Annotated in this window: 18 protein-coding genes; 10 read left to right on the top strand and 8 right to left on the bottom strand. The window is 52.5% G+C overall.

The genetic code is table 11. From position 1 onward, the window contains the following. Window positions 1-206: 206 nt before the first annotated feature. Entirely contained in the window at window positions 207-362 is a 156-nt protein-coding gene (locus ACRZ9U_RS18585; RefSeq protein ID WP_480902641.1) for a hypothetical protein, read from the bottom strand. Between the two features lie 340 nt (window positions 363-702). Here ACRZ9U_RS18585 and ACRZ9U_RS18580 point away from each other — a divergent pair, with 340 nt between their 5' ends. Beyond that, the gene (locus ACRZ9U_RS18580) at window positions 703-1473 is read left to right on the top strand and encodes a lysophospholipid acyltransferase family protein (RefSeq protein WP_170408622.1); all 771 of its coding nucleotides are present in this window, start codon (window positions 703-705) and stop codon (window positions 1471-1473) included. Between the two features lie 329 nt (window positions 1474-1802). On the opposite strand, the gene ACRZ9U_RS18575 is transcribed toward ACRZ9U_RS18580, so the two are convergent. Further along, the gene (locus ACRZ9U_RS18575; RefSeq protein ID WP_170582966.1) at window positions 1803-2222 is read right to left on the bottom strand and encodes a hypothetical protein; all 420 of its coding nucleotides are present in this window, start codon (window positions 2220-2222) and stop codon (window positions 1803-1805) included. Between the two features lie 431 nt (window positions 2223-2653). Here ACRZ9U_RS18575 and ACRZ9U_RS18570 point away from each other — a divergent pair, with 431 nt between their 5' ends. The 3 genes from ACRZ9U_RS18570 (at window position 2654) to ACRZ9U_RS18560 (ending at window position 6303) form a co-directional block, all read left to right on the top strand. Beyond that, window positions 2654-3388, top strand: a complete 735-nt coding sequence (locus tag ACRZ9U_RS18570; protein ID WP_480902636.1) for a TetR/AcrR family transcriptional regulator — start codon at window positions 2654-2656, stop codon at window positions 3386-3388. Between the two features lie 122 nt (window positions 3389-3510). Further along, window positions 3511-4617, top strand: a complete 1107-nt coding sequence (locus ACRZ9U_RS18565) for an alkene reductase (protein WP_170408620.1) — start codon at window positions 3511-3513, stop codon at window positions 4615-4617. A gap of 846 nt (window positions 4618-5463) precedes the next feature. Continuing rightward, window positions 5464-6303 carry an SDR family NAD(P)-dependent oxidoreductase gene (locus ACRZ9U_RS18560; RefSeq protein WP_170408619.1) on the top strand — a complete coding sequence of 280 codons (840 nt, stop codon included), beginning with the start codon at window positions 5464-5466 and terminating at the stop codon, window positions 6301-6303. Window positions 6304-6389: 86 nt separating this feature from the next. On the opposite strand, the gene ACRZ9U_RS18555 is transcribed toward ACRZ9U_RS18560, so the two are convergent. From ACRZ9U_RS18555 to ACRZ9U_RS18540, 4 genes are all read right to left on the bottom strand, one after another. Continuing rightward, window positions 6390-7625 carry an adenylate/guanylate cyclase domain-containing protein gene (locus ACRZ9U_RS18555; RefSeq protein ID WP_170408618.1) on the bottom strand — a complete coding sequence of 412 codons (1236 nt, stop codon included), beginning with the start codon at window positions 7623-7625 and terminating at the stop codon, window positions 6390-6392. Window positions 7626-7855: 230 nt separating this feature from the next. After that, window positions 7856-9739, bottom strand: a complete 1884-nt coding sequence (locus ACRZ9U_RS18550) for an AsmA family protein (RefSeq protein WP_170408617.1) — start codon at window positions 9737-9739, stop codon at window positions 7856-7858. A gap of 53 nt (window positions 9740-9792) precedes the next feature. Continuing rightward, entirely contained in the window at window positions 9793-12936 is a 3144-nt protein-coding gene (locus tag ACRZ9U_RS18545) for an efflux RND transporter permease subunit (RefSeq protein WP_170408616.1), read from the bottom strand. 12 nt (window positions 12937-12948) lie between these two features. Next, a complete protein-coding gene (locus ACRZ9U_RS18540) occupies window positions 12949-14025 on the bottom strand; it encodes an efflux RND transporter periplasmic adaptor subunit (protein ID WP_170746952.1) in 1077 nt (358 codons plus the stop codon). A gap of 171 nt (window positions 14026-14196) precedes the next feature. On the opposite strand from ACRZ9U_RS18540, the gene ACRZ9U_RS18535 reads away from it, so the two are divergent. Then, window positions 14197-14838 (top strand): TetR/AcrR family transcriptional regulator, encoded by a 642-nt coding sequence (locus ACRZ9U_RS18535; RefSeq protein WP_170408614.1) that lies wholly within the window; start codon window positions 14197-14199, stop codon window positions 14836-14838. Between the two features lie 261 nt (window positions 14839-15099). Here the strand turns inward: ACRZ9U_RS18535 and ACRZ9U_RS18530 are convergent, their stop codons facing one another. Continuing rightward, window positions 15100-15573, bottom strand: a complete 474-nt coding sequence (locus ACRZ9U_RS18530) for a cupin domain-containing protein (protein WP_480902631.1) — start codon at window positions 15571-15573, stop codon at window positions 15100-15102. Window positions 15574-15659: 86 nt separating this feature from the next. Here ACRZ9U_RS18530 and ACRZ9U_RS18525 point away from each other — a divergent pair, with 86 nt between their 5' ends. Further along, the gene (locus ACRZ9U_RS18525; protein ID WP_170408612.1) at window positions 15660-16241 is read left to right on the top strand and encodes a TetR/AcrR family transcriptional regulator; all 582 of its coding nucleotides are present in this window, start codon (window positions 15660-15662) and stop codon (window positions 16239-16241) included. Window positions 16242-16436: 195 nt separating this feature from the next. On the opposite strand, the gene ACRZ9U_RS18520 is transcribed toward ACRZ9U_RS18525, so the two are convergent. Then, a complete protein-coding gene (locus tag ACRZ9U_RS18520) occupies window positions 16437-17018 on the bottom strand; it encodes a TetR/AcrR family transcriptional regulator (protein ID WP_170408611.1) in 582 nt (193 codons plus the stop codon). A gap of 124 nt (window positions 17019-17142) precedes the next feature. Between ACRZ9U_RS18520 and ACRZ9U_RS18515 the strand changes: the two genes are divergently transcribed. The 4 genes from ACRZ9U_RS18515 (at window position 17143) to ACRZ9U_RS18500 (ending at window position 20523) form a co-directional block, all read left to right on the top strand. Further along, window positions 17143-17733, top strand: coding sequence for a YceI family protein (locus tag ACRZ9U_RS18515; RefSeq protein ID WP_170408610.1), 591 nt, complete (start codon window positions 17143-17145; stop codon window positions 17731-17733). 65 nt (window positions 17734-17798) lie between these two features. After that, window positions 17799-18338 (top strand): luciferase domain-containing protein, encoded by a 540-nt coding sequence (locus tag ACRZ9U_RS18510; RefSeq protein ID WP_170392859.1) that lies wholly within the window; start codon window positions 17799-17801, stop codon window positions 18336-18338. A gap of 479 nt (window positions 18339-18817) precedes the next feature. Then, on the top strand, window positions 18818-20182 hold the full coding sequence (locus ACRZ9U_RS18505) for an alpha/beta fold hydrolase (protein WP_170408609.1): 1365 nt from the start codon (window positions 18818-18820) through the stop codon (window positions 20180-20182). Window positions 20183-20376: 194 nt separating this feature from the next. Further along, window positions 20377-20523, top strand: a complete 147-nt coding sequence (locus tag ACRZ9U_RS18500; RefSeq protein WP_480886218.1) for an AbrB family transcriptional regulator — start codon at window positions 20377-20379, stop codon at window positions 20521-20523. The last annotated feature ends 124 nt before the right edge of the window (window positions 20524-20647 follow it).

Genomic DNA, 20647 nt, shown 5'->3' with positions numbered 1-20647 from the left:
ACGGTGAGTCAATTAGAGCCATGACGGCCTACAGTTACTTCGGAAACTCTGAGCCACCGGCCGGATTTGTCGTCGCCCTGCTAGGGGAAGACAGGTCCGAGTTTCTGATTTTTAGCGAAGGCTCGGTAAACTGGCTGGAATACGGGGACTACAGGTATGATCAGTGCAATTGATATCTCCTTCCAACCAGCTGCCAAAGTAGTGCGTCAGATGAAATGTTTGGCTTCCGGTATGGTGCTGGTTTCGGGTCTAGGAAGCGTTTGGCATTTCAATTCTCGGGTGGTGAAGTCGCCCATGCTCATGCGCATCTGATACCGCTTCTCGACAAGTACGATGTCACCTCGCAACGCTACATCGAGCAAGAAGTAATCACCTTCAAACCAATCCCGAATCCGGGGAACAACGAGCTCCGAACCTTTGCCAAACTAATTGCGGATGCTCTCGACCGATGATGTAACTTTGGGCTCTTACCGATATTCTATGCCAAGGCCGGTCAGTTGTTACTCAAGTCAGACTGAAGCACCAAGATACATTCCGCTACGTCGTCTTTTCTCATTGATCTGGTACTGACTTCGACAGATAGAGAGGTGTGCGGTGGCTGTCTTCCTTCGCAAGTGGCGCATGTCAAAGCGCTGCCGGAGGACCTCCGGTGGCCTTTATTCATGGCTTACGCACCAGCCACAGGCCCTATCAGAGGACGTCATGCCCTTTTCACCTGACGGTCAAGACCGCGCTACTCGCGCCATTGACCCATTGCCAATACGCCTTACCAAGCGCGCTATACTGGTTCTTGTCGGCCTGTTTTATTTCCTCTTCGTGGCCTTTGTCCCTCTTCTTTGCGTTAGGCGCAGAGGGTTTCGGGGTTGGTATTGGCGCCTGGTGAAACGGTCATGTTCACGCCTGCTGTGGCTCCTCAGCATCCGCGTCGAAATGCGTCCTGAGGAAAAGAATGCCCTCGCCGCCGACACCAACAGCATCATCGTGGTCAACCACCGTAGCCATCTCGATGGCTTCAGTCTCATGCACGTGGTGCCCGACACCAAATGGTTCACTTTCGCGGCGAAGTCAGAGTTCTGGAACAGCAAACTCCTGCGCACGGGTTTTGATGGAGCGGGTCTCGTCCCTATCAACCGAGACTCCGGCTCAACGGCCATGGATACGCTGATAAAGGCTGTCAGGGAAATGCCTGCCCGTTGTTCCATTGTGTTATTCCCAGAAGGCACCCGGGCCAAAACAGAAACGCTCGGGGATTTTAAAGCGGGTGCTGTATTAGTCGCCCGAGAAACCGGCCGCACGATCACCCCTATTGTCATCCACGACAGCGATAGTCTACTTCCACGCGGCAAACATTTACCGCGCAGCGGGACGATCCGTGTGGAGGCTTTGCCAACATTTACGTGCGATCCTACCGCTAGTGTGGATGAGGATCTGGCGCGATTGCGCAGGCAGATGATGGCTGTGTTTGAGCAGTGAAGTCTGTTTGACAGAAATATGCAGAAACCGAGTTTGTTGAGTTTCCGCTACGCGTAGCGGCAGATGACAGATTTGCAGAGCAGTTGTACTTGTCGGTGGGATTTTCTCCAACGGGTATCGATATTCGAAGACCTAGTTAGTACCCGTATTTCAGTATGCTCTTGGCCATTCGTATTTATGGATGGGCTGCTTGGTATTGTCTCTGAATTCTCAGAAGAGAATGGACATTTAAGTGCCCTGATCTCGCTATTCTTGCCGGAGGCAGAAAAAGCAGGGGAGACATGAATTTGCCAGATGCTGTACGACGTATGACTGACCAAAAGCTAACACTAAGCTGCCATCAGACCACCAGCATCGCCTGCGATACCGACTATGCAATCATCGCCGGTCTGAATGCGATTTGCCGGGCTTTCCCCTCCGAGTTCCAGTTTGGGTGAGGTTAACCAGAACGCGCATTGCCACGGGGTCATTTCACGTGGCAGGGCTTTCAACACTTTTTCCATCAAAGGAAGCGGGGTTCCATCCTGAGCAAACTGGAAAGATGGATAGGCGTTGGCTCCTTTGTAAGGCAAAGAAAGTACCTTCCCGGTTCGTGTCCAGATGTCGGCTATCCGCGTGATCTGCCAGGAGCCCTTCTGCCATCGTGCGTGCACGCCTACATCGTCCAGCAACGGATACTCACGCGCAAAATCATCCATCCGGATGTCATTGACCGCGCAACAATGCCCCTCGAATTTATGCAAATACATCTACTTACTCACTGAACTCACTAACAACTCATGAAACGATACTGCCAAAAAACCGTTCTAACCAAAGTTAAGAAGTTCACATTGGGCAAATTAAACTTCAGCTAACCTCGCTTTTTTACCTAGCGCGCTGAAATTATTGTTGGTTTGCTTACGATGACCCGCCGTTCTGATGCTCGTAAAACCAGTTCTGAATTCCTGGCTTTGTTACTCATTGTAGTAGTAATCCTCACAAGCTGAGGGCATTGGCCATGAATCTACCGAACCAATCTCTGGTTTGTGAGTGATCAACATCAGCGCGTTGGACAAAGCCGCCAGTCACTCTGTCCAGTGTTGGAAACTAGTACCAAGCGCGGGCTCTCTTTTTTACGATCACGATCCTCCTCGTTTGACACTCTCGCAAAAAGACAAACAGTCCTGATCCTAAGATTAGCGTGACACCAAGCGGGATGGGGAGATTTTGTATTTCTACCGACCTAAATTCCTTTCTCTGGTCACAATACGGACTGACCATTCCAAAAATTTCCTACCGCCACCTTGAATTTCTGGACCAATCATTCCAAATCATCCGCATGAGCAAAGAAACTCTCCCAAATGGCGACATCAAGCCATCCGCAGGTCCAGGTAGACCTCGTGCCTTTGACGAAGCTGAGGCATTGGAAAAAGCCTTGTGCGTATTTTGGCACAAGGGCTACGAGACCGCGTCCCTGGACGATCTGACCAAGGCCATGGGTTTGAGTCGGTCTAGCTTCTATGGTGCGTTCGGCAACAAGCAGGCTTTGTTTCACAAAGCCCTCAGCCACTATTCAAGGCGTGGTTTGAAAGAGCTGCGTGACGTTGCTGATGCAGGCGGAGATGACCCTGTTGGTGCGATAATGGAAGCTTTGGCGAACCCGCAAGGCGGCCGTGATGGCTGCATGCTTATCAACTGCCTGACGGAACTTGCTCCTCATGATGATGAAGTGGCGGCTCTCGGGCGGCAGCATTTGGAGAAAATTGACGAGATTATTGCGAGAGCGCTTGAGCCTTCGGATCCGGGACAGGCCCTCAACAAGGCACGCGCCTTTGCGTCCCTTGCAATCGGAACACTAGCCTTGCGCAAGGCGGGCGTTCCCGCTGAGCAGATATCGCAAACCCTGAAACAAGCCCGGTTGGTGATTTCGCCATAAGGCCTCCCGCCACCATAAGGAAATGAAACCTAAAACAATCTCAATCATGAGACAGTGACCCTATTATTGGACTGATTGGTCCAATAATATCTGAACGAAGTTTACCAAAGAAGGAAGCAGCAATGGCTGATGAAAAACTGTTCTCTGGCATCAAAGCTGGTGCAATCGAGCTGAAAAACCGCGTTGTCATGGCGCCATTGACCCGCAACCGGGCAAGAGCCGAGGATGACAGTGTCCATGAATTGCAGGCCAAGTACTACGCCCAGCGGGCGGGTGCAGGTCTGATCATCACGGAGGCTTCGCAAATCTCGCCCCAAGGCAAGGGCTATGCCTGGACGCCCGGCATTTATTCCGAAGCGCAGATCGACGGCTGGAAAAAAGTGACTGAGGCCGTCCATGCCAAGGACGGGAAGATTGTAATCCAGCTTTGGCATGTGGGCCGGATTTCGCATTACAGCTTGCAGCAGGATGGTGGCGCCCCTGTTGCACCATCCGCAATTGGAGCTAAGGCCAAGACGTTTGATGGTGAGCAGTTTGTTGAAACATCTGAACCGCGGGCTCTGGCCATCGAAGAAATTGCTGGCATCGTTGCGGACTACCGGAGGGCCGCGGAAAACGCCAAAGAGGCCGGTTTCGACGGTGTCGAGGTCCACGCAGCCAACGGATACCTTATCGATCAATTCCTGCGGGACGAATCCAACAGGCGTGAAGACGAATACGGCGGTCCTGTCGAGAATAGAGCACGGTTCCTGAAAGAGGTTATGGACGTGGTTGTCGATGTCTGGGGCGCCGACCGCGTTGGTGTGCGCCTCAGCCCATTCTCGGACGCCAACAACATCTCCGACAGTGACCCGCAGGCGACATTCACCCATGCGGTCAAATTGCTGAATGGCTATGGGCTGGCCTATCTCCATCTCGTGGAGGGACAGACTGGCGGCCCGCGCGATATTCCGGAAGGTGGCGATCTGAAGGCGCTCTATGAATTGTTTGACGGTGCGAAAATGGGCAACAACGCTTATGACCTGGAAATGGCGGTTGAAGCGGTTGAAACCGGAGCCGTCGATCTGGTGGCCTTTGGCCGGCCGTTTATTTCCAACCCTGATCTTGTCAACCGGTTGGAGAAAGGCGCCGCTCTGAATGAGCTCGATCCAACTACCCTCTACGGCGGCAATGAAAAAGGGTACACCGATTACCCGGCACTAGCAGAGGAAGCGGTTGCCGCAGAGTAATACATCGCTCTAGCCTCCGTAGTGACAGGCAATACAAAATAGAGTGAGCGCGCCGATTTGGACGCGCTCACCTCGCGGTTACGGCAATATCCTTTTTTGAAGCCGGGATCTAACACAAGCCTACGAATGAACTGCTTCCCTATGATCAGGGTTGAATATTTCCAATCAGAATGCACTTTTGATTGAGAGGCGCCCGGTTTTAGTTGAAGAAGATGTGCGGTGACTACCATCAATTGAACGCGTTTCTCGAACAGCGCATTGTTATGGGCAAATCGTGCAAACTTATGCGCAAATGGCGCGCAATATTTTGGGCGAATGTCTTCAATTTTTGTGAGTAAAATCAATGGCGGGGATGCAGCGTTATGAGCGCCCCTACAGCGGTTGTAGGTACGCACATAACACTGCATTCCTATCATTGATTTTATTCAAAAAATCTGGGTGTCTTCGCCCATAATTTTTCACAGCAATTGCGCATAAGTTTGCACGATTCGCCTAAAAGTTTGCACGGTTCACTATACGCGCTCAATTGTCGATTGTCTTAGCGTAGCTCGATCTACGTGAACGCACCAAAACTCAATCAAAAGCGCATTCTAGTTGGCAAACTCAACCCAAACCATGCTTGGGCACCAAAAAATCCAAAATGAAGTGCACAAGAGCGGCATGGCAGACCCTATCATTCCGATGAACCGGCAAGCGGAAAAGGCAACCCAGGCGCTCTTCACCGCCTACGGTATGGAAGGTATGATGAAGCTCAAGACCAACGTCGCCAACGTGGCCTAACAATAATAGCAGGTCTGGGGTTTTCCGGGCCTGTCTATCCAACACGGGAAAAGAGGAGCCTAGCCGATGACACACCCCGCATTTACCTCAGACTCTGTGGCCGTGATCACCGGGGGTGCTTCCGGCATTGGCCTCGCCGCAGCAGTGAAGTTCGCTCAGATGGGCATGCGCATTGTTATTGTTGATCAAGACACCGAGAAACTGGCTACTGCGGCAAACACGGTGTCTGCCGCCGGTGCGGCCGATGTGATGACGTCTGAGACAGATGTCAGTGATCGAGCACAGTTAGAAGCGTTGGAACGGAGGGTAGCAGACCGTTACCGCGGGGCAGACATCTTAATGAACAACGCTGGTGTGGGCGGCAATTCATCGACCACTGGGGACGCCGCGGCTTGGGATAAGATGCTGGGCGTGAACCTTTGGGGTCCGATCCATGGCACTCAGGTATTCGCGCCTAATATGATCGCGCGAAACAGACCAGGTGCAATAATCAATACAGGGTCCAAGCAAGGCATAACCACACCGCCGGGCAACCCTGCTTACAACGTCTCAAAGGCGGCTCTGAAAGCATTCACCGAGGCGCTATCACATGAGCTGAGAAACGGCCCCGGCCATCAGATCACAGCGCATCTCCTTGTGCCTGGCTTTGTTTATACTGGTATGATCTCCCTGCCTGAAAAGCCTACCTCAGCTTGGACCGCAGAGCAGACGGTCGACTTCTTTGTCGACAGCGTGAACCGCGGGGACTTTTACATCCTCTGCCCAGACAATGATGTCTCACGTGATATCGATGAGAAACGCATTGCCTGGAGCGTGGGAGACGTCATCGAAAATCGCCCCCCACTAAGCCGATGGCATCCAGACTATAAGAAAGCTTTCGAAGCGTTTATGGCGAAGGCTGACTAATCATCGTAATAGTCCAGCACTCAGTACGAGCTAAAGATCGGAGACTGTTCGGCGGCCATACGGGTTAGGCGCCTTTCAATTCGCGTTTAGTCTATCGTAAACAGCTCCTGTCTTTCAGCAACACCTCGCAATCTGTATCGCCCTAGGGAAACAAGGCTTGGAATGGAGTTCACTAATTCGCCAGCCACCTTGTCGGAAACGACAATGTTCTGATCGAGCCCGTTGCACATGCCTAGAATACGGGACGTTGTATTGACTGCCGGGCCGACCACTGTGAAATCCAGGCGAGACCTGCCGCCAATGTTGCCATAAAGAACATCGCCAGCGTGCAGCGAAAGAGTAAAGCCGGTCGTTGGCAAACCATCTGCTTGCCGTCGTTGGTTGAGTTCGTCAAAGGTATCTCGCAACTCCGCTGCCGCGTGAATTGCGACGCGGCGAGCATCCGGAACTTGGTTGATATCGAAGATGGCGAGCATTCCGTCTCCCATGAACTTCAGAACATTGCCGCCATGACGTTCAACAACGTCAACAGCTTCCGCAAAGTAATCGTTTAGCAATTCTATTATTGAATGTCCCGGAAGCGCCTCTGACAATTTGGTAAATCCTTGTAGATCAAAGTACCAAATCACCGCTGAAATCGTTTCGGATGAACCTCGGGTGATGTCCCCGGAAAGAACCCGCCTGCTGGCGTCTTTTCCCAAGTACGCGGCGGTTATGTCTTCAGCCATCAGCCTGTTTGCCCCACATTTCAGCGTCAGGCAAAGTGGAGATATCAGTTGACGCAAACCGTCAAGTTGCTGGTTTGTGAAACCCCCGCTCGCGTCGGTTGCCAATGAAATAATGGCACCTTCCTCGGCCTGCATTGGATCGACAGGTGTAGCATTATTTGGAAGAAGGAAGAACCGTTTGACAGCGAAGTAGTCTGTGGCACCGCGCTCGCGAAGTTCGTCGAAGATCGGAAAGTTGAGCGCGGGTTCTTCGACTGTCAGATCTTGCCTGATCTCTTCAACGTTGTTTGCCAAAAGATAGTAAATCGGGCTTAGTACGTATTCCTCAGGCGCATCCGTTCTTCGGACAAAGTTCTCTCGCTCGTTGCCGCCATCCCTGTGCCAGCGAAAAGCGACGGTTCCAATCTCGGGATGATGAGCGCGAACAGTGATGTTTGCTCTTTGAAGTGGAATTCCTGCCGAAACAAGACGGTTGCAGAATGCTTCAAGCCAGAGCTCCACAGGCGCATTCTCCAAGCCCTGTTGAACCAGCCAATCGGCTATGTCCTTAACGGCGGCGGTCAGTTCCCAGTTTTGGACTAATGGAGCTGCCATGATGACCTCACAACGGGTTGTCTCAACAGTTAGCTCCCAGTCTATTTCACTTCAAGGACACCTCAACTTCAATTTCCAGCGGTTCTCACTGCCCAAAGCGGACAAAGCTGCCGTCTTCATTCATCTCACGCTTTTTTATTTGAAGGCAAACACAGAAAGAGCAATTTTCAAGGCACCCAGATTCCGAAAGATCGCTTGGATACAGCGGGGGTCGAAACGTCAATCTTATCCTATTGCCTCAGTTGATCTATATCCGGAACACAGGATCTTCGGTTTTCGGGTAACTCTGTCGCTCCGTCCGCGCGTTTCTGGAAAACGTTGTGGTGAAGAAGCTTGATTTTCGGATGCGTCAGCGTCCCAACGACCTCGAACGGCCACGCGCTCCGCGACAAGGGCCTGCCGAGTTTTCGGGCCTCGGCCTGAATTGAAATCGTGTTTTTTATCCAATCCAGATCGCCGCGAGCAACTAGCTGTACCTTTTTGGCTTCCGCGACAAACGAGCTGAATGAAACGTCGCCAGCATCGATTTTAATGGGAGCGGCGAGGCACGTGATCTTGCTGTAACCTTTTCTCAGTTCTTCAGAAATTAGCCAAGGAAAAATGCCAAGTCCGGACAGTTCGAGAAGACTGGTTGATATTCCACCATTTGTCATCAAGATAGATGCAGAGCCTCTCATCGAGTTAAAAAAGGTCTCAACCGAGCGCCTGTTTCCGGTAAACTCAAAATTCCCATGAAGCTGGCCTACTGCCGAGTATTTGGTATTAAACTCGTTGAACAAGGTTGCCAGATTCCAATCCTTTATTGTGCCTTGAAGCGAAAGCAACTGCGGGCTCTTCACCATATTCAGTTTTGCCGTAGCGGAGAAATGACCTCCATCATATGCGACTTCGACCGGCCCAAGCTGGGCAATGCCGTTCATTGCCTTGAGATGGCTGGACAGGCTGGTTATTCCCTGTTCGCCCTCGATTTTTTTGATGTCAATGGACACATTGACATCCTGATCGAGCAGAAAGTCTTCTACCTCGACAAGATCACTGACTTTGCCTTTCGACACCTTGTGCTTTACGCCACTGGTTCCGGGTTGGCGAAAGCTTGTTGCAATGCGTGAGACAAAAGCAAAAGCGTTTTTAACGTCTTGAAGTTCGATACTCTGACTGGAAACCATGCCTTGCGTCAGTGGACGCGCGCCAGACGTGGATGTCTCAAGTTTGGCACTCAGTTGCGACTTTCCAGATGTTAGTGCGAGTACGCTTGAGTAGTTGTCTTGTTTTCCGTTTGCGGACAGGCTGACCTTTAATTGTCCGGCTTTGATTGTTTTCTGCCCGATGGCCGCTAGGAAACGGGCGCTGTCTTTGACATCTAGATTGAAATCGAAAGACAGGTTTTCAAATTCGTTTACGTTCCCGAGCTTAGCCTGGGTTTTAAGCTCCCACATTTCGGTATCAACGGTCTGCGCATCGAATTTGTTGAGGCTTAAGAACCCCTTTAGATCGTCCACCGAAAAACTGCCTTCGACGATGCCAAGCGATTTTGCGCTTAGGCCTCGGAAAAACAGCGATGACGGTATCGACATCGTACCGCTAAAGTCGACCTCTTTTAGGCGTAACAGGTCTTTAATGTTGCCTTTGGCCAAAAAGTAGGGTCGATCCTGTGGTCCCGCCTGCAAGCTAATATTTTCCAGCATCAGATTACCATTGCCAGCGCGAAACAGGCGGCCAAAGCGAACCGGACCTATCTGTTTTAATTCATTGTCAAACGCATTGGTCGTCAGAGTCAGATCCTGAAACTCCAGCGCGTTTTCAGTGCCAACAACGTGGGTTGAAAGGTCGGTGAGCTTTAAGTCCTTTAGATCCGTGGCCGTTTCAGGTGGATCTCCCTGCGGATAGAGGCGTCCGTCAACTGCAAGATCGATACCTTCAAAGCCGATCAGATTTTCGATAGAGCCTTCCACTGTCAGCAATTGACCTTTTGAAAGGTTTAAGGCCGTGCTGAGATCTGAGACTTTCAGCTTTGGGTTCTGGCTTTCTATGTCGGCCGCTAGATTTGCCCGACCTTCAATATCGCGATCCAGTCGGAGAAGTGCCAGAAGATCGCCGATTTCACCAGTATCCAACGTCAGTTTGCCTTTGAAACATACCAATTTGCAAGGAGAAGTAGTCTCGATCCTCACTCTGCCACAAGCGCAACAATAGCTTCTTGAGGCTGGGAATGCTGGTTGTTTTCCTCAAGCGGTTGGTCAAGCTTTCCACGATGCACCAAGGCGAACATTGGCGGAGTGAAATAAAACGATACGACAGTCGACAATAGTACGCCCCCAGCGATTGCAACGGCGAATGGCGGCCAAAATGCTCCTCCAGCTATGATCAGGGGTAGGAAACCACCAAAGGTTGTGACCGTTGTCGAGATGATATGCCGACTTGAACCAGTCACAACACGCGCCATCGCCACCCGGTCGCCTTGGCTTGCGTCAACGTCTTGTTGCAACCCGGTTAAAATTATTATCGCCGCGTTGATCGAAACCCCGATCGAGCCGATGACACCGATAATCGCCGTTATTCCGAACGGGAATTGCATAACGGCCAGCGACAGCATTGAAAGGCCTCCAGACAACACGCACACGACCAAGGTCACGAGCGTCAGCCGGAACGAGTTAAAGGTGAGAACGATAGTCGCAATGGAGAGTGTGACAATCAATCCAACAGAGGCAAGCAGATTGCCCACGGTGTTGGATCGGGCATCACTGTCGCCACCTAAGGACATCGAATAGCCTTGCGGCAACACAAACCCGGACGCATTAAGCGCTTCTAGTACGTCTTGCAACGCCTCTTCGGGTAAAACACCGGGGACGATAAACGCTTGGATAGTGTTTTCGCGCACGCCATCCGTTCGGGTTATGACGCTTTCCGCTGGTTCGATCACCGGCCTGGCTAGTTCCGACAACGGCACAGCAGGGAAAACACTTGTGGCGGATACGGCGGCAGCATTGGGCAGCAGGATGGGCATACTGACAATGGCGCTTAGGTCTGATCGCACCTCGTCACCCAGTCGAACACGCACCGGCAACTGTTCGGTCCCTTCGATCAGTGATCCACCGGTAATGCCAACAAGCGCCGTGTCCAGCTGACCAGCTATATCCGCCACATCCAGTCCCAGCAGACGCGCCTTGACCTCATCAATCTCGAACCGGATTTGAGGGTTGCCGCCGTTCACGCTGGCGCGCGCCTGGGTTACCAGATCGAGATTGGCCATGACTGAACGCACCTCGTCGCCCAGATCACGCAAAACCGTGATGTCCTGCCCCTGAATTTTGACTTCAACCGGTGCGGCGACCGGAGGGCCCTGAACAAGACTGCGAACGATGATCTGCGCATCAGGAAAGTCGGTATCCAGACGACTCTGCAACGTTCCAACAAGGCGGGCGGCGTCGTCTGCCGTGCCGGTCGTGATCATAGCTTGTGCAAACCCAGGCTCTCGTGAGCGGTTTCCAACGATGTTGTAGTAGAATGCCGGGCCGGACTCTCCGACGGTCCAGTAGACACTTTTGACGCCGTCGTCAGCCAGCAGCATTTCATCGATTTGGCGGGCGGTTGCTTCGGTGGTGGCAATTGACGTTCCACCCGGCATGTCGACTTCGATATAGAATTGGTTGCGGTCGACGCCCGGGAAGAATTGCGCGGTCAGCGTTGGAAAGGCCGCAAAGCCAAGCACCGGCAAGATCAATGCCAACGCGATAGATCGCACCGGATTGGTGACTGACAATCGAATTGAGGCCTCGAACATACGGGCAAGTGGCGGGATGCTGATACCGCGGCTCAGCATTCCTGCGTCTGGGCGATCGGACAGTAGCCAGCCCGCAATCGCTGGAGTCACAGTCAAGGCCACAACCAGGGACCAAACAAGCATCAGCACCACGGCGATAGCGATAGCACCGACAAAGTCGCCGGCGGGTCCCGGCAGCAAGATCATCGGCGTGAAGGCAAGCGCTGTAGTGACGGTCGACGCCAGCAAAGGCGCGGCCAACCGGCGAACAGCATCTCGCACGGCTGAAAGTCGCTCCATCCCATCCTGCAGACGACGTCGAATTTCATCGGTCATCACGATGGCTGCGTCAACAAGCAGACCGAGGGCAACGATCAGACCCGTCACGGACATCTGGTGAATGGGCAAACCGATCATGTTCATCGTCGCCAGGGTCGCCAATGAGACAACCGGCAAAACCAAAGCCACAATCGCGGCTGCCCGAACACCTAACGTAACAAACAAAACTGCCACAACCAGAGCCACGCCAATGGCCATGTTGACCCCAACCTCTGACAAACGATCCGTCGTGTACTGGCTTTGATCAAACAGCAGTATTTCCTGCATGCCCAAAGGTACCGCTGCGGCGCCGGCCTCAAGCTCATCCCGTAGAAAGCCTGTCCAGCGGTCGATCTGCACGCCGTCCTGCGCCAGAATTCCGACCAAAACGGAGGGCATCCCGTTGGCAAAAGCGATTGAGGACGGCGGTTCGCGTGCGCCCCGGTCTACGCTGGCAATATCGCCGAGCTGCACCACTGCACCGTCCGCGTTTTCACGCAGGACGATGCTCCGAATGCGATCCAGACTCTCAATTTCTCCGCTGACGCCAATGGTCAGGTCGACATCGGATTGCAGCCGCCCAGACTGAACCTTCCCATCTGCTTCGGCGATCCGCTGGGAAATCTCGGCAGCGCCAAGCCCAAGCGCAGCGGCCTTATCCATATCGACACTTACGAGCACCTCTTCCTCTGGCTGACCGAAATAGTCGACGGCTCGTGTCGCAGGTATCGCGCGCAATCTGTCACCCAATGCTTCGGCATGACGAGACAGCAAAGTTATCGGGAAGTCGGGGTCCTCGGCCGCAACTGCAATGACAGCGGAATAGGCAGCAATACCCTCGGCATCGAATTCCGGTGGCAATACTCCTGCCGGGAAGTTCTGGCGCGCATCTTCCACGGCGTCCCGAGCCTCGGCCCAAACCTGCTCAATGGTGGCTTCGTCTAGTGTTTCCAGCAATTCAACAGAAACGACCGACACGCCCGAGCGGGAGACAGAACTGATCTCATCCACCTCGGCGATCTTTCGCAGTTCTTCTTCGATTTCTGCGGTAACCAGTGCTTCAACCCGTTCGGGGTCTGCGCCAGGAAACTGCGTGGTTATGGTTGCGAAGAGGTTGGTGATCGTGGGGTCTTCCTGTCGCCCAAGCGATAGGAACGAAGACAGCCCTGCAGACACAAGCACCAAAATGATGAGGGCAACCAGCCGGGGATGGCGAAAGGTAAGGGTTTCCATCAGATCGCTCCGTTACTCGCCAGTGTCGAAGGCGACGCGCTGACCAACGCTCACCCGCTGCGGACCCTGATCGATCAGGACGGTGCCTTCCGGAAACGCGCCACGCACAAAGACGCGGTCGTCTTCGGCATGCAGCACTTCGACCGTCGCCAGGCGCACAGTCTTTTGCGCGTCGGCAACCAGCAGTGTCCATTGCCCGCGCGTTCCTTCCTTCAGCGATGTTGTGGGCACCCAGGTTCCCGCACTTTGGACAGGATCGAGTACATGCACACGTGCGGTTTGTCCGAAAGCAACGTCGGGAGCGTTTTTCAGATCGAACAGCGCAGTGCGGGTTCGGGTCACCGGGTCAATATCGGGCCGCAAGGTTGCAAGCTCAGCCCGGTAGCTTTTAGCTGATATTTCGATCTCAACATCAGTCAGAAGCGCCGGATCAACATCGAGAGGAACACCGATCCGAACCTGCGGCGACACGACCTCGACCATTCCCAGAACCAGCTCGCCCGAGCGCAGAGTTTCGCCACCGTCCACGTGTCGCGCGGTTATTTGACCGGCAAATGGGGCCTCGATGCTGGATTTCTCAATCCGAACGGTAACATCGCGCAGGGCCGCATCCAACTCGCCAATTCTGGATAACAATTCATCTTGCTGAGAAACGGCTTCGTCCAAACGGGCTTGACTGGTAAAGCCTTGTTCAATGAGTTTCGCGTTTCGCTCGACCGTCTTTCTTGCAAATGCAAGCTGGGCTGCAATGGCATCGCGTGATGCTGTCAGACGGTCGCGTTCGACCTCCAGCAGTGCAATGTCCAGTGTCGCAAGAAGTTGACCTTTGGCAACCTTGTCACCCTCATCCACCAGAATTTGATCGAGCGTCCCGTTCAGCTCGAAAGAGATATCTGCCGAACGCTGAGGTTCGACCTGCCCGATGAACACACGGTCGACCGTGTAAGCGCTCTCGGACGTTATCGGCGTCACGGATACCGGGGTCACAGCGGCGGCATCCGGTGCGGGCACCGCCTCCGCTCTACGGGTGAGCTCGGATGCGCCAAAGTGAACGGCGGCCGCTGCAACGGCTATAAAACTGACGGTCACTCCCAAACGCACAGTGCCGCGTAACACACGTGCAAATAGGCTCGGTTTGGTCGCTTCAGTAGATGAATTAGCAGGATTCGGCATTTGGGGACCTCATCAAGTTAGCATCTCTAACATATGTTAGAAGTTCTTACTTTGACAAGAGATACGTGATCTGGCACATGTTGGATCATGAGCAGCATCGAAAAAAATCATTCGACTAGCAGACAAACGGCTGGTCTTTCCGTCAGCAAGAAAGCCTATCATCACGGTGATCTCCGCGCTGCACTGATCGAAGCAACCCGACAGTTGGTCGAAGAGAAAGGACCGGACAGCTTTTCTGTATCCGAGGCGTGCAGACGCGCGGGCGTATCAACCGCGGCACCTTACAAGCACTTCAAAGACAAGACAGAAATGTTGGTCGCTACTGTCCTTGAAGGAATGGATCGGCACCGAGACAAAATGCTTGCCGCACTGGAAGGCGTTCCTGAAGGATCTCCCGAGCGCATTACTGCCATAGGAATGGAGTATATTGCCTTCGCGTTAAATGAGCCCGGGATCTTCAGACTGAAATTTGGCGGCTTCACAGACCGCATCGCGGATCTCCGGCTGGAGGAAGGCGGCCAGCAAAGTTTCGGGATTCTTTTGACTGAAGTAGCAAAATGTCTCGGTGAACCGGGAATCACAGACGAAGTTCGCCGCCGTGGTTTTTTGTTGTGGAGTTTCGTGCACGGGCTGTCCTTCATTTTGCATGACAAAGGGCTTGCGGAGAAAGGTAAAGAATTCGATCTTCATACCCTTCTTGAGGACGTTTCGGAAAGAATGCTGAGTTGAGCGTTCTCACGCTAAAACGAATTCAACCAAGCACTGATAGCAGACGATCTAAGCCGCTGTCACGCCTGCGCCTAAACGATTGCTCTGGTTCACATAGAAGACATTTTTTGGAAAGCACCGCCAATGTCGGCTATCCAGAATCGCAAGGTCTCGTCGTGAATGTCGGCTTCGGGTTGAGCCAGTATTACAAGATAGGGTGTACGGCAGAAGCTTTGTTCCAAAGCCTCCGTTTCGCAACCCGGAGTTTTGCACGCGCGTTCGTTAGCTGGGAATGTCCGCAGGAACTAGGATCGTCATTCCCACTCGACCTGCCACAGCCATGATCGCCGGAATGTCTGGTGGTCCATCTGGCGCCGGAATATCAGTCGTGCCGTCAGGCATTGCTTCACCGGCTTCGGTAAAAAAAGTGTCATGCATCGCGCCGGGGGCGTTAATGCAAAGTAGCCGGCCAGGCCGCTCTCCGGTGCATGTAAAGGCGTGCACTGCGCCGTCCGGAACCTTAACGAAGTCACCACATTTGACGTTGACTGTCTCGCCATTCAAAAAGAACTCGAATTCACCATCGAGCACATAAAAGCTCTCATCTTCGCCAGCGTGATGATTAGGCGGCGCACCGGCACCAGGCGCCGTCTTTATCTCAATGATAGTACAACGATCTCCGGTCTCACTGGGAAAGGCGTGAAAGGTCAGCAGGTTCCCAAGAAGATGATAAATTCGCGGGCGAGGTTCAGTCATTGCTGCGACTCCCTTTACTTGAATAACACTGCGCTTATGATACACATATCTACTTATGAGACAAGTGTATCACAAAGGGATTGAGATTGGCGCCTCGTACAAATCAAATCATCCGGACGCGAGAAGCACTTCTTTCGGCTGCACGTGACCTGATGTCAGAAGGCGAGGAAGTCACGCTGGCAAAAGTCGCTGAACGTGCAAGAACCAGCCGTGCGACGGTCTATCGTTATTTTTCTGACCCAAGTGTTTTGGCTTTGGACGCGACGCTCGATCTTGAAGTTACTCCAACGTCAGAACTTCTCGAGGGGCTGAATAACGTCAGGAGCCGTGTACATGTCGTTGCGCGTTACTATCTGGATTTTTCTCGGGTTCATGAGGCGCACTTCCGGCAGTTTTTAGCTGAATCACTCAAGGCATCTCTTGAGGATGGAACTGTCAAAATGCGTGGCGCCAGAAGAGTGGCGGCTTTTTCGGAAGCACTTGCGCCAGTTCACCCATTAATGGAGCCGAAGGAAATTGACGACTTGGCGAAGCGATTGGCCATGACGACCGGCATGGAACAACTTGTCATTCTTGAAGACATTTTGCGTGTGGACGAAGCAACTGGCTACCAACTTCAGGAAGGGTTGGTCGACGCTCTTTTGGATCGGTACTTGCCAAAAAACTGAGGATGGCCGAATTACAGAAATGCGCAGAAAGCAGACTTTGCAAACCTCAACGAACGATCATAGCGAACGTTTGCCGAGACCTTTTGGAGCAGCAGTTATGAGGAACCGGCTGGACAGGCTATTGATCATAACTTGCTGTTCTGTCGAAATCTCGCGCCAGTTGAAGGTCGCTGTGATTGCAAAGTCAGGCGATGGTCACTGTCCTGAATTGGTTTTCGCGATACTGCAAAGCAGATCGACATGTTTGTCCAACCATTCTTCGTTCAGCGCCTCGTGACGAATGAGCTTGCGGAAATAAGGTGCAGCGACTGCCAGTTCTATGAATTGGTCAACCGGAACGTCGGCGGCGATCTCACCCCGATCTATTGCGGCTGAAAGCACGGCTTCAACACTTGCAAACCTGTCTTTCATGAATTCAGTGATCACCAAGCGCGCTTCTGCATCGGTGGACGCAGCAGCGACAACTTGAGGCGCAATTTGGCCCCATGGTGTGTCGTTCAAGGCTCCCATCAGTACTCCGAGTAACCAGCGCAGGTCAGATCGCAGCGGGCCATCTGTTTTGGGTGGTATGTTAGGCGGTGTTGCGATGCGCCTGAATGCTGCATCACGCAGACCGCGCGCATCTGGCCAGTGCCTGTAAAGTGTGCTGCGCGAAATGCCCGTTGCCTTTGAAACCGCGCCATGAGTTACGTGCAGCACGCCCTCATCCATCAGTATCCTTTGCGCCGCATCGAGTGCGGCCTGTCGTGTGGCGATCAGCCTGGGATCTTCTTTCAATCGCCCCTCCTATAGAACATTTTGTTGCGCTGTAGAACATTTTGCCCTAAAAGTATGGTCAGCCAATACCTAAATCGCAAAACTCAATTCCACAAACACGTCTTGTCAAAATGGGAGCGTATCAATGTTCAAAGTGGCAGCAACCCCGCTGGCGGTACTCTTATCGATGGGCGCGACAACCGCTTTGTCCGAGAGTGGCACCTACGAGCTGGATCCTGGACACAGCCAGGTATTGTTCAGCTACGACCACATCGGGTTCTCAGAAACATTTGGAATGTTCTCAGGTTTTAGCGGTGAGATAAAGTTCAACGAAGATGATCCGTCTGCATCATCTGTCACAGTGTCTATGCCTGTAAAATCTATGATCACGGGCTGGGATGCCCGTTTGCAACACTTCATGTCCGATGATTTTTTTGGCGCGACTGACGGTGACGTGGTCACATTCGCCTCAACCAGCATCGAAGTCACCGGGGACAATTCCGCGAATATTTCTGGCGACCTGACCATGAATGGCATCACCAAACCTGTTGTTCTGGAAACAACGCTTAACAAGTCAGCGCCATACCCTTTTGGCGAAAAGGAGGGCAGACCGACCTTGGGGCTGGCAGCAACGGCGACTATCGTGCGGTCTGAATTCGGACTTGGGGCCTTTGCACCAGCCGTGAGCGACGAAATAGATCTCTTGATCAATATCGAGGCGTTAAAAGCTGAATGATGCGTGCAGGGGCACCGAAACCGCGCTGAGCACTCAATCTTTACTTTTGACGGGCTGACAACAAAATGAATGTGCACCTGAGAACATTGGCGGTTGCTATCACGGTAGTGGCATTGATGTGCTCGATGGCGTCCGCGCAAGAGCGCTCCTTGCCGGAGCGCACCTCGCACCGTCCTGAAACGACAAGCGGCGTACCGCATACTCAGATTGGTGTCAAAATTGATGCCGAATTGGCCCAGCTATTGCTGGAGCGAGTTGCTCAATTCCCAGGGGTTACACTTGGCCCCACACGCATATCACTACCTGGCGCAATTGGTTTTCAGCTTGATCCCGACATGTTTTTGTCTCAACCGAGCTCTATCGTCGGTGGGTTTGAATTTGCGCATATGCATCCTGATGGCAGCTTGCACGCTTCGCTGCATCCGGCAATGGCGCGGCGGGCAATTGAGGCTGGCTGGGCGGTAGCTCACCCTTGGGCCAAGCAACGTCCTGGGTGGAGCGGCTTTGTCTTGATATATACACCGACCACACCAGAAGAGTTGGATGTCGTCATCGATCTGGTAGAAAGCTCGTACACCTTCATCACCGGCAACACCTTGGGCTAAGCTCGAATTGTGCGAAAGTGTGCGGGGACACCTGTTTCCTGTCAGAGCGCAGTTTCAGCCACCTTGTTTCTCACAGTCATATTTTCTTAAATTGTCGCCGTGGCGAAGCGCTCGATACCTTCAAGCCATTCACACTAATGGTAGCTGCCGTCCGCTTGTTAGATTTTGCAAAGCTCAGAGTCGAAGTTCCGCTTCGGGCTGCCATCGGTCACAGATGAAGAGAGCAACGGGCTGACACTTTCAGAATGGATATTGCAAAGTGAACCTTTGTTAGTAACGCGAAACGCGCTAACTACTTCACCTTAATTCTAGGTTTCGCCAGCCAAAAAGACATTTTGCTCGGCTGTGTGTTTCAACGCAAGTTTTGGAACTTGCAGGCTTAGCAAAATACCCAGGCACAAGTTTTAGCCACAAAAATCTATTCGTCTGTTAATTTTGGTTCAGCGGAATTGGTTTAGCTAAAAGGATCACATCGACTGATGAAGCGGAAAATTGCTGCGATCCTAAGCCTCGATGTCGTCGAATATACCAAGCGCATGTCAGAGGATGCTGAGACCACGCTGAACACTCTACAACGCATTTTGGACGATGTGATCAGACCGTTGGTCCATGAAAACAATGGACGAATATTCAAGCTGATGGGAGATGGTGCTTTGGTTGAGTTTGTTGCAGCCACTGACGCAATTAATGCTGCCAGCCAGATTTTCAATCAGATGAGAGATGAAGACGTAACACTTCGAGGAGGTCTCCACGTTGGCGACGTAATGCCAAATGGCGCAGACTTGTTCGGAGAGGCCGTGAATGTTGCGTCGCGCCTTCAGTCCAGCGCGCATATTGGAAGTTGTCTCGTCAGCAAGACAGCTGCTGAAGTTGCAGGAACTTCGCTGGCGGTTGCTTTGCGACCAGAAAGCTCGATACGGTTGAAGGGAATTCCAAATCCAGTGGAAGCCTACTCTATTGATTTAGATGGTGACAAAAGACACGCAAAGAACAAGCTGCTGGCTAACTCTCAAGACGTCCGCTTTGCAAAATCAAAAGACGGTACAACGCTTGCCTGGACATCTACTGGAAGCGGAAGAAAGTTACTGGTCACACCAAACTGGCTCAGGCATCTGGAATACGATTGGACGATGAACACCATCGCCGGGTGGTTGCCGCTGCTTTCTGAAAATCACTGCCTTTATCGGTTTGATGGTAGAAACAATGGCTTGTCCCAGCGCGGCGTGCAGGATGTGTCTTTGAATCGAATCGTCGAAGATGTTGAGGCCGTGCTGGACGCAGCCGGGATCGAAAAAATGCCATTGTTTGGTATATCTTTTGGGGCAACCATTGCGGCGGCTTTTGCCGCACATAATCCTGACCGTGTTTCGGGGTTGGTTCTACTCGGTGGATTTGCACAAGGACTCGCGGTGCGTTCACAGCCTGGAATTGCCGCTCTTGGGCAAGCAATGATGGATATGAGTCTTGAAGGCTGGAACGATGAATACCCTTCTGCAAGAGACTTGATGGCTCAGTCTTTTGCTCCAACCGCAAGTCCGCATGACCAGCGCACTTATGCAGAATTTATGAAAGTGGCAATGGACCATCAGGATTGGCTCAAGATTGGACCACTGGTCGCAGGGGTCGACGTAACCGATCTACTTCCGCGGATCACCTGTCCGGCTCTTGTCATGCACGCTAATCGAGACAGGATGCACAGTGTTGAACAAGGTAGGATATTCGCCTCCGGCATCGAGAATGCGCGCTTTATTGGCCTTGAGACAGCAAACAACACGATGCCAGAGTATGATCCTGCCTGGCCTAAAGCCCTAGTGGAAATTGAGCGATTCTTGAGTTCAATTTGAGCAGTGTACGTTGTTCTTTGCCAAGCCTTTATTGTTCGAAGGTAAGAAGATGCCGTGCGCCCTTTGATTTTCGATACTGGAATTTGAAAACTCTAAGCTTCTCGTCATCGACCGCTTTGTCCTGATCTCGGAAACTGCAAAGTCTTGTTACGAATGTCCGGTTTGGGCAGGTAGCGGCCTATTAACCTGGAGGCTTGGCGGAGATGTCAATCATAGCGGTGAGCGTTGGTCGCGATGTTGCGTTCGTCGGCGTGCATCATATTTTTAGGGTCTTGGCGGCGCTTGTTTTGGCACCTGTCCTCGTAGCGGCTTTCACAAAGCCTTCCCGACTTAGCAATTAAGTTTGGCTGAATATGAATGATGAGGACACGAAAATTAATGTGTTTGTACTCTAGCCATGGTGAAAGTTCATTTCGCATTGCGATGTTCAAGAGAGGCATATGAGTTTGTGATCAGCGACTCTTG

This window comes from Ruegeria sp. D7 (assembly GCF_056534355.1).
The sequence above is the reverse complement of the archived record's forward strand: the minus strand, read 5'-3'. Positions and strand labels throughout refer to the sequence as shown.

Coding starts and splice junctions, on each gene's coding strand:
- ACRZ9U_RS18580 (WP_170408622.1), top strand. CDS start 703: ATGCCCTTTTCACCTGACGGTCAAGACCGCGCTACTCGCGCCATTGAC.
- ACRZ9U_RS18575 (WP_170582966.1), bottom strand. CDS start 2,222: ATGTATTTGCATAAATTCGAGGGGCATTGTTGCGCGGTCAATGACATC.
- ACRZ9U_RS18565 (WP_170408620.1), top strand. CDS start 3,511: ATGGCTGATGAAAAACTGTTCTCTGGCATCAAAGCTGGTGCAATCGAG.
- ACRZ9U_RS18560 (WP_170408619.1), top strand. CDS start 5,464: ATGACACACCCCGCATTTACCTCAGACTCTGTGGCCGTGATCACCGGG.
- ACRZ9U_RS18555 (WP_170408618.1), bottom strand. CDS start 7,625: ATGGCAGCTCCATTAGTCCAAAACTGGGAACTGACCGCCGCCGTTAAG.
- ACRZ9U_RS18545 (WP_170408616.1), bottom strand. CDS start 12,936: ATGGAAACCCTTACCTTTCGCCATCCCCGGCTGGTTGCCCTCATCATT.
- ACRZ9U_RS18535 (WP_170408614.1), top strand. CDS start 14,197: ATGAGCAGCATCGAAAAAAATCATTCGACTAGCAGACAAACGGCTGGT.
- ACRZ9U_RS18530 (WP_480902631.1), bottom strand. CDS start 15,573: ATGACTGAACCTCGCCCGCGAATTTATCATCTTCTTGGGAACCTGCTG.
- ACRZ9U_RS18515 (WP_170408610.1), top strand. CDS start 17,143: ATGTTCAAAGTGGCAGCAACCCCGCTGGCGGTACTCTTATCGATGGGC.
- ACRZ9U_RS18510 (WP_170392859.1), top strand. CDS start 17,799: ATGAATGTGCACCTGAGAACATTGGCGGTTGCTATCACGGTAGTGGCA.
- ACRZ9U_RS18505 (WP_170408609.1), top strand. CDS start 18,818: ATGAAGCGGAAAATTGCTGCGATCCTAAGCCTCGATGTCGTCGAATAT.